This is a genomic window from Kitasatospora sp. NPDC057512, from assembly GCF_042802135.1.
Classification (GTDB): domain Bacteria; phylum Actinomycetota; class Actinomycetes; order Streptomycetales; family Streptomycetaceae; genus Kitasatospora.
Genome location: NZ_JBHVET010000432.1, coordinates 1 through 7297, shown reverse-complemented (window position 1 = coordinate 7297; position 7297 = coordinate 1). Strand labels below are relative to the sequence as shown.

The 7297-nt window shown below is 73.5% G+C and carries 7 protein-coding genes; 4 read left to right on the top strand and 3 right to left on the bottom strand.

What is annotated here, in order from left to right:
• Both ACFU6K_RS25195 and ACFU6K_RS25190 read left to right on the top strand, forming a co-directional pair.
• On the top strand, positions 1-750 hold a 750-nt coding region (locus ACFU6K_RS25195), incomplete at its 5' end, for an MATE family efflux transporter (protein ID WP_380666613.1).
• The gene (locus ACFU6K_RS25190) at positions 701-1228 is read left to right on the top strand and encodes a DinB family protein (RefSeq protein ID WP_380666611.1); all 528 of its coding nucleotides are present in this window, start codon (positions 701-703) and stop codon (positions 1226-1228) included. The genes ACFU6K_RS25195 and ACFU6K_RS25190, both read left to right, overlap by 50 nt.
• 32 nt (positions 1229-1260) lie before the next feature.
• Here ACFU6K_RS25190 and ACFU6K_RS25185 read toward each other — a convergent pair whose 3' ends face one another.
• The 3 genes from ACFU6K_RS25185 to ACFU6K_RS25175 form a co-directional block, all read right to left on the bottom strand.
• A complete protein-coding gene (locus ACFU6K_RS25185; RefSeq protein ID WP_380666609.1) occupies positions 1261-2724 on the bottom strand; it encodes an MFS transporter in 1464 nt (487 codons plus the stop codon).
• Positions 2721-3311: a TetR/AcrR family transcriptional regulator gene (locus ACFU6K_RS25180; protein WP_380666607.1), complete on the bottom strand. Its 591-nt coding sequence runs from the start codon at positions 3309-3311 to the stop codon at positions 2721-2723. The genes ACFU6K_RS25185 and ACFU6K_RS25180 overlap by 4 nt, the downstream gene beginning before the upstream one ends.
• Before the next feature lie 314 nt (positions 3312-3625).
• A complete protein-coding gene (locus ACFU6K_RS25175) occupies positions 3626-3805 on the bottom strand; it encodes an antitoxin (RefSeq protein ID WP_380666605.1) in 180 nt (59 codons plus the stop codon).
• A gap of 153 nt (positions 3806-3958) precedes the next feature.
• Between ACFU6K_RS25175 and ACFU6K_RS25170 the strand changes: the two genes are divergently transcribed.
• Both ACFU6K_RS25170 and lpdA read left to right on the top strand, forming a co-directional pair.
• Positions 3959-5623, top strand: a complete 1665-nt coding sequence (locus ACFU6K_RS25170; RefSeq protein WP_380666604.1) for a M28 family peptidase — start codon at positions 3959-3961, stop codon at positions 5621-5623.
• A 266-nt stretch (positions 5624-5889) separates the two neighbouring features.
• Positions 5890-7296, top strand: a complete 1407-nt coding sequence (lpdA, locus tag ACFU6K_RS25165; RefSeq protein ID WP_380666602.1) for a dihydrolipoyl dehydrogenase — start codon at positions 5890-5892, stop codon at positions 7294-7296.
• Position 7297: the final 1 nt, after the last annotated feature.

Genomic DNA, 7297 nt, shown 5'->3' with positions numbered 1-7297 from the left:
GAGGAACCGCGGCCGCAGGACCCCGGCGACACCGGGGGAGTGGGCGTGGCGGCGGTACGGATCCTGCGCGCGGGCGCACCGTTCGGTCTGGACTTCACCGCCCGGATGGCCGTCGGAACCGCTCAACTCGGCCTGGTCGCGGGCTTCGGCGTCGCGGCGGTGGCCGGCTACGGCCTCGGCTACCGCGTCCTGCTCGTCGTCACCATGGCCTTCTACGCGCTGCGTCAGGCCGCCGCGATCGAGGCGGCACGGCTGACCGGCGCGGGAGAGGTCGCCGCGCTGCACGCCCTGCGCCGCGCCACCGGACGCCTCGCCGCGCTGCTCGGTGGGGTGGCGGCGGTGCTCGCCGTCACGCTCGCCGTGCCGCTGACCGCGCTCTTCACCGAGGACCGCGCGGTGGCCGCGCAGTCCGTCGGCTTCCTGCGCTCGGCGGCCCTCTACCTGCTGCCGTACGCGCTGGTGGTGGCGGTCGGCGGAGTGCACCAGGCGGCGGGCGCCGGGCGCCCGCTGGTGGTCTCCGTCCTGCTCGGTCTCGGGACCCAACTCGCCGCCTCGGCCGCCCTGTCCGGGCCGCTGGGGGTCTCGGGGGTGTGGCTCGGGCCGGCAGTGGGCGCGGCCGTGCAGCTCGCGTTGCTCGCCACACTGACACGGTCGCGGAGTCCGCGCGGGACCGTCGAGGGTGTGTGCCAGGGTGGGGGGCATGGCACACACCCCGGACGGGCGGCCGATCCCGCCCCCGCACGCCGATGAACGCACCACGCTGGAGAGCTGGTTGGACTTCCAGCGGGCCACGCTCGCCCGGAAGGCCGAGGGCCTCGACGACCACCAGGTGCGGCTGGCGTCCGTCCCACCGTCCACGATGACCCTGCTGGGCTTGGTGCAGCACCTCGCCGAGGTCGAACGCAACTGGTACCAGCGGGTGTTCGCAGGGCAGGACGTCCCGCCGGTGTACGGCGCGGACAACGCCGACGGCTACGGGCTGGACCCGGCGCGCGGGATGGCCGAGGCGCTGCGGAACTGGCAGGCGGAGGTCGACCGGGGCCGGGAGCTGACCGCGGACAAGCCGCTGGAGGCGGCCGGCCCGCTCTCCCCGCAGGCCGCCGCGGTGATCGGTGCGGACAGCGTCTCGTTGCGCTGGATCCTGGTGCACCTGATCGAGGAGTACGCCCGCCACAACGGCCACGCCGACCTGCTCCGGGAGTCCATCGACGGCGTCACCGGAGTGTGAACCGAGCCGGGGTGTGACGGCACGGGCGTTGCTCACCGTCGGCCGACGGACTCCGGCCGCGCGGACGAGGTCTGACCGGCGGTCCGGTCGGCAACCTCACCGGCCGTCGGTGCGCCCGCCCGCCCGGGCAGCCGCGTGGCGAGCAGCGTCGCCGCGCCGGCCACCGCCGCCATGGTCAGCGCGGACGGTGCGAGCGCCGTGCCGGGGTCCGTACGGCCGGCGGCGGCGGTGGCCAGGGCGATGCCCAGGGCCGGGCCGATGTTCAGTACGGTCTGCTGCAGGCCGCCCGCGACCCCGGCCCGGGCGGCGGACGCGCCGCGGACCACCATCGTGGTGGCGGTGGCCATCACCGCACCGAAGCCGGTGCCGAGCAGCGCGAAGCAGCCGCCGATCGCGAGCGTCCCGGAGCCGGGGTCGAGCCCCGCCACGAGCAGCGCCCCCGTGGTGATCAGTGCCATCCCCGGCAGCACCACCGCCCGTTCGCCGTGACGTTTCGCCAGCCAGGCGGAACCGGGCGCCGCGAGGATCATCGCCACCGCGAGCGGCACCGCCCGCAGGGCGCTCCGCAGGGGGTCGAGCCCGAGCACGTCCTGGAGGTAGTAGGTGGCGGGGAAGAGCGTTCCCTGGAGCGCGGCGGAGGCGGCGAGCAGGAGGACGAGGGGCGGCGCGACGGCCGTGGAGCGGAGCAGTGCGGGCGGCAGCAGGGGGTCGGCGGCCCGGCGTTCGTGCCGTACCAGGACGAGGGCGAGGACTCCGGCCGCGGTGAGGCCGAGCAGGGGGACCGCCGGTCGGCCGGTGTCCGGCAGCGTCACCAGGCTCTGCACCAGGAGGGCCAGCGCGAGTGCGAGCAGGGCCGCGCCGGGCAGGTCGAGCCGGCTGCCGGGTCCGGCGGCCGGGGGGCGGGTGTCGCGCGATCCGACTCCGGCCGGTACGGCGAGGGCCGGCACCGCGAGGGCCACCACGAGGGCGGCAGCGGCGGGCAGCAGGCCCAGCAGGAAGACCGACCGCCAGCCCAGGTGCGCGGTCAGTGCCCCGCCGACCAGCGGTCCCGCCGCCGCCGCGAGCCCGATGGCGGCGGTGCGGATCGCGATCGGACCGGCCAGGCGGTCGGCGGGCCAGGCGGCCCGCAGCATGCCCAGGGTGGCCGGTTGCAGCAGCGCGCCGGCCGCACCCTGCAGGACGCGCAGCGCGACGACCCAGCCGATGCCGGGTGCGACGGCGATCCCGAGCGAGGCGGCGGCGAAGCCGGTCACGCCGAGTGCGAAGACCCTCCGGTGCCCGTACCGGTCGCCGAGGCGGCCGGCGAAGACCAGCAGGGCGGCGACGGTGACCAGATAGCTGGTGCTGGCCCACTGGACGGCGGCGACGGAGGCGTGCAGGTCGTGCTGGAGGGCCGGCCGGGCGACGGTCAACGCGGTGCCGTCGACGGCGACCAGGACGGTGCCGGTGATGCTCGCGGCCAGGACGAGCCCCCGGTGGTGCCGTGGCGGGTTCACCGGGCGGAGGGGCCGAGGTGGGCGTCCAGTGTGGCGCGCAGCAGCGGCTCGACGGAGTCGTCGCCGGTGATCAGGCGCAGGCTGCCCCAGGTGCGCAGTTGGGCGAGGCCGTGCAGGTTGGACCAGAGGGCGGCGGTGGCGGCGGCCGGATCGCCGGACCGGGGGTGCACCTCGGTGACCAGGCCGACGAAGGTGCGGAACAGCGGCAGGGTGGTGCGGCGCAGTTCGACGCCGCTGCCCTCCAGCAGGTCGTGACGGAACATCAGCTCGAACATGCCGGGGTTGGCGGCGGCGAAGCCGAGGTAGGCGCGGGCGAGCGCGTCGAGGCGGGTGCGGGCGTCGGCGCCGGTGGCGGCGGTGAGGGCGTCGGCGCCGGCGAGGGTGTCGGTGAGCCTGCCGAAGCCCTGCTGGGCGATGGCGGCGAGCAGTTCGCGGTGGGTGGGGAAGTAGCGGCGGGGCGCGCCGTGCGAGACGCCGGCGCGGCGGGCGATCTCGCGCAGGCCGAGCGCCTGGACGCCGCCCTCGGCCACCAACTCCACGCCGGCGGCCACCAGTCGGGCTCGCAGGTCCTGCTCCTGTTCGGTCATGAGGACACTGTCTACCAGCTGAGCGTAGACAGTGTCTACTCGCAGCTGCGCCGATGCCCGGGCAGAATCGATCGCATGGACGAAGGCGGCGAGTCGGCCTGCTGGCTGGACCGGGTGTGCCCGGAGTGCGGACGGCTGCGTGAGCGGACCGGCCCGGGGCCCTGCGAGAACTGCGGCGCGGACGGTACGGGCGGCGCGGACGGGCAGGATGACGGGTCGGGCGACCGAGGCTGAACCCCGGCCCGGCCGGGCGGCCGGGCCAGGGTGGCGAGCCGGTCGGACGGCGCCGGATGCGGCGCCCCGTGGAGCCGCCGCTACTGGGACGGCGGCTGGTCGCGGAACTGGTTCTTGAGCTGCTCCTGGGCGGCGTCGACCTGCCCGCTGTACTTGCCCTCGGTGCGCTGGTCGACGGCGTCGCCCGCCTTGTCGACGGCCTTGTCGGCCTGCTCCTCGTGGCCCTTCAGCAGGCTCTTGAGCTTATCCATCATGGACATCTGGTCACACTCCTGGATGAGACGCCCCCACCCCTCCAATATCGCCGCGTGCGCTGCGGTCCGCATCCCGCAAGGTATGCGTAAAGGCTTGGCAACGGGATTCCGATCATGTCCAATCATGACCCTCACGGCCCGTCGGAAGGAGTCGCCCTGATGCTGCGCACCCGTCGCTCCACCTCGCCGCTCGACCGTTCCACCCCGCTCGACCGCACCACTCCGTACGACCGCACCACCTCCCCAGGACGCCCGCGAACCGCCGTCACCCGGCGAAGCGCGGGCGCCGCCCTGACCGTCGCCGCCCTGGTCGCCCCGCTGCTGCTGGCCGGCGCCGGCAGCGCCTCGGCCGACCCGGATCCGGCGCGCAAGGGCGCCAAGCTGGCCTCCCGGCTGGTCGAGGCGAGCAGTGCCCGGGACGCCCGGGCCACGCTGGCCGCGCTCCAGCTGATCGCGGACCGCAACGGCGGGACCAGGCCGGCCGGTTCGAAGGGGCACGACCAGTCCGCGCAGTACGTCTACGAGCAGGCGCGGCGGGCCGGACTCAACGTGTCCAAGCAGGAGTTCGTGTACACCTACTTCGAGGCCCGCTCCGAGCACCTCGACGTGGTCTCCCCGAAGGCCGAGTCGGTGCCGGTGATCGCCATGACGTACTCGGTGAGCGGTCCGGAGGCGGGCCTGACCGCGGACCTCGCGGTCGCCCCGGTCGGCGCCACCACCGGCTGCACGCCCGCCGACTACCCGGCGGGCGCCTTCACCGGCAAGATCGCCCTGATCCGGCGCGGCGGGTGCAGCTTCGCCGAGAAGCAGGCCGCCGCGGCCGGCGCGGGGGCGGCCGGGGCGATCATCTACAACAACACCGAGGGCAGCCTCAACGGGACGCTCAGCGAGCCGACGGCGGGGAGGATCCCGACCGGCGGGATCACCGAGGCCGCGGGCGAGGCGCTGGCCGCCCAGGCCGCCGCCGGGCCCGTCCGGGTGACCCTGGACATCCGCACCTTCATGGAGCAGCGCAAGACCTGGAACGTCATCGCCGAGACCCGCGGCGGCGATCCGAACAACACCGTGATGGTCGGTGCGCACCTCGACTCCGTCCCCGAGGGGCCGGGCATCAACGACAACGGCTCCGGTACGGCCGGAATCCTGGAGGTCGCGAAGAACCTCAGCGTCCACCCGGTGAAGAACAAGGTCAGGTTCGCCTGGTGGTCGGCCGAGGAGTTCGGCCTCAAGGGCGCCGAGAAGTACGTGAACTCCCTCTCCGACGCGGACAGGAAGAAGATCAGCCTCTACCTCAACTTCGACATGATCGCGTCCCCCAACTACGCGCAGTTCGTCTACAACGGCTCCGGCAGCGCCGGTGGTGACGCGGGCCCCGAGGGCTCGGCCCAGCTGGAGCGGGACATCAACGGCTACCTGGAGGGCCGTGGCCTGCCGCACGACCCGACCGCCTTCGACGGCCGCTCCGACTACGGTCCGTTCATCGACGCGGGCATCCCGGCCGGCGGCACCGACACCGGTGCCGAGAAGGTCAAGTCCCCGGAGCAGGCGGCCCGTTACGGCGGCACGGCCGGTGTCGCGTACGACCCGTGCTACCACAAGGCCTGCGACAACCTGGGCAACATCGACATGGGCGCCTTCGACGTCAACATCGACGTGATCGCCAACGCCGTCGGCACCTACGCCTGGGACCTCTCCTCGCTGCACCGGCCCGTCCCGGCCCAGCGCCCGGCCGCGAAGGCGGCACCCGGCGCCGAGGCGGGCGCGACGGGTATCGGCGGCACCAGCGGCACCAGCGCCGACCGCTCCCACGGCGTGGCGGCCTGACGCCCGGGTGGGTCCACCGCCGCCCCCGGCGGCTGGGCCCACCCGACCGCCGTACGCGACTGCTCCATCCGGAACCTCCCTCCGCCATCGCCCCTGGTGGCCACGGGTGCCGTCACCGTAGCGGAGACCACTGACAAATCCGGCCGCGGGCCGGTACGGTGCCGCGCGGGGCGCATCCGCCGAGACCCGGTGGGTGCGCCGAGCGCGGTCCTGACACCATGGGACCGAGATCACGACACCGTGACACCCTCGGAGGAGTCAGCAACATGAGCACGCACTACGACGTCGTCGTCCTCGGCGCGGGCCCGGGCGGCTACACCGCCGCCGTCCGTTCGGCCCAGCTGGGGCTGAAGGTCGCGGTCATCGAGGCCAAGTACTGGGGCGGCGTCTGCCTCAACGTCGGCTGCATCCCCTCCAAGGCCCTGCTGCGCAACGCCGAGCTCGCCCACATCTTCACCAAGGAGGCCAAGACCTTCGGCATCAAGGTCGAGGGCCAGGTGACCTTCGACTTCGGCGAGGCCTTCCGGCGCAGCCGGTCGGTGGCCGACGGCCGGGTCAAGGGCGTCCACTACCTGATGAAGAAGAACGGCATCACCGAGTACGACGGCTGGGGCACCTTCGTCGACGACCACACCCTCCAGGTGGCGCTCAGCGGAGGCGGCTTCGACGTCGTCACCTTCGACCACTGCGTCATCGCCGCCGGCGCCACCACCCGCCTGCTGCCCGGCACCAGCCTGAGCGACCGCGTGGTCACCTACGAGGAGCAGATCCTCACCGAGCAGCTGCCGGAGAGCATCATCATCGCGGGCGCCGGCGCCATCGGCGTCGAGTTCGCCTACGTGCTGCACAACTACGGCGTGAAGGTCACCATCGTCGAGTTCCTGGACCGCGTGGTGCCGCTGGAGGACGTCGAGGTCTCCACCGAACTCGCCAAGCAGTACCGCAAGCTGGGCATCGAGGTGCTGACCTCCACCCGGGTCGAGTCGATCGACGACAGCGACCCGAACGCCAAGGTCCGGGTCACCGTCACCAAGGACGGCCGGCAGCAGGTGCTGGAGGCCGACAAGGTGCTCCAGGCGATCGGCTTCGCGCCGCGGGTCAACGGCTACGGCCTGGAGAACACCGGGGTCAAGCTCACCGACCGCAACGCCATCGCGGTGGACGGCCGCGGCCGCACCAGCGTCGAGCACATCTTCGCGATCGGCGACGTGACCGCCAAGCTGATGCTCGCGCACGCCGCCGAGACGATGGCCGTGATCGCCGCCGAGACCATCGGCGGGGCGGAGACCATGGAGGTCGACTTCGCCATGATCCCGCGCGCCACCTACTGCCAGCCGCAGATCGCCTCCTTCGGCTACACCGAGGCGCAGGCCCGCGAGCTGGGCTACGACGTCAAGGTCGCCAAGTTCCCGTTCACCGCCAACGGCAAGGCGCACGGCCTCGGCCACCCGATCGGCTTCGTCAAGGTCATCAGCGACACCACGCACGGCGAGCTGCTCGGCGCCCACCTGATCGGCCCCGAGGTCACGGAGCTGCTGCCGGAGCTGACGCTGGCCCAGCAGTGGGACCTGACCGTCCACGAGGTCGCCCGCAACGTGCACGCCCACCCGACCCTGGGCGAGGCGGTCAAGGAGGCCATCCACGGCCTCGCCGGTCACATGATCAACATGTGAC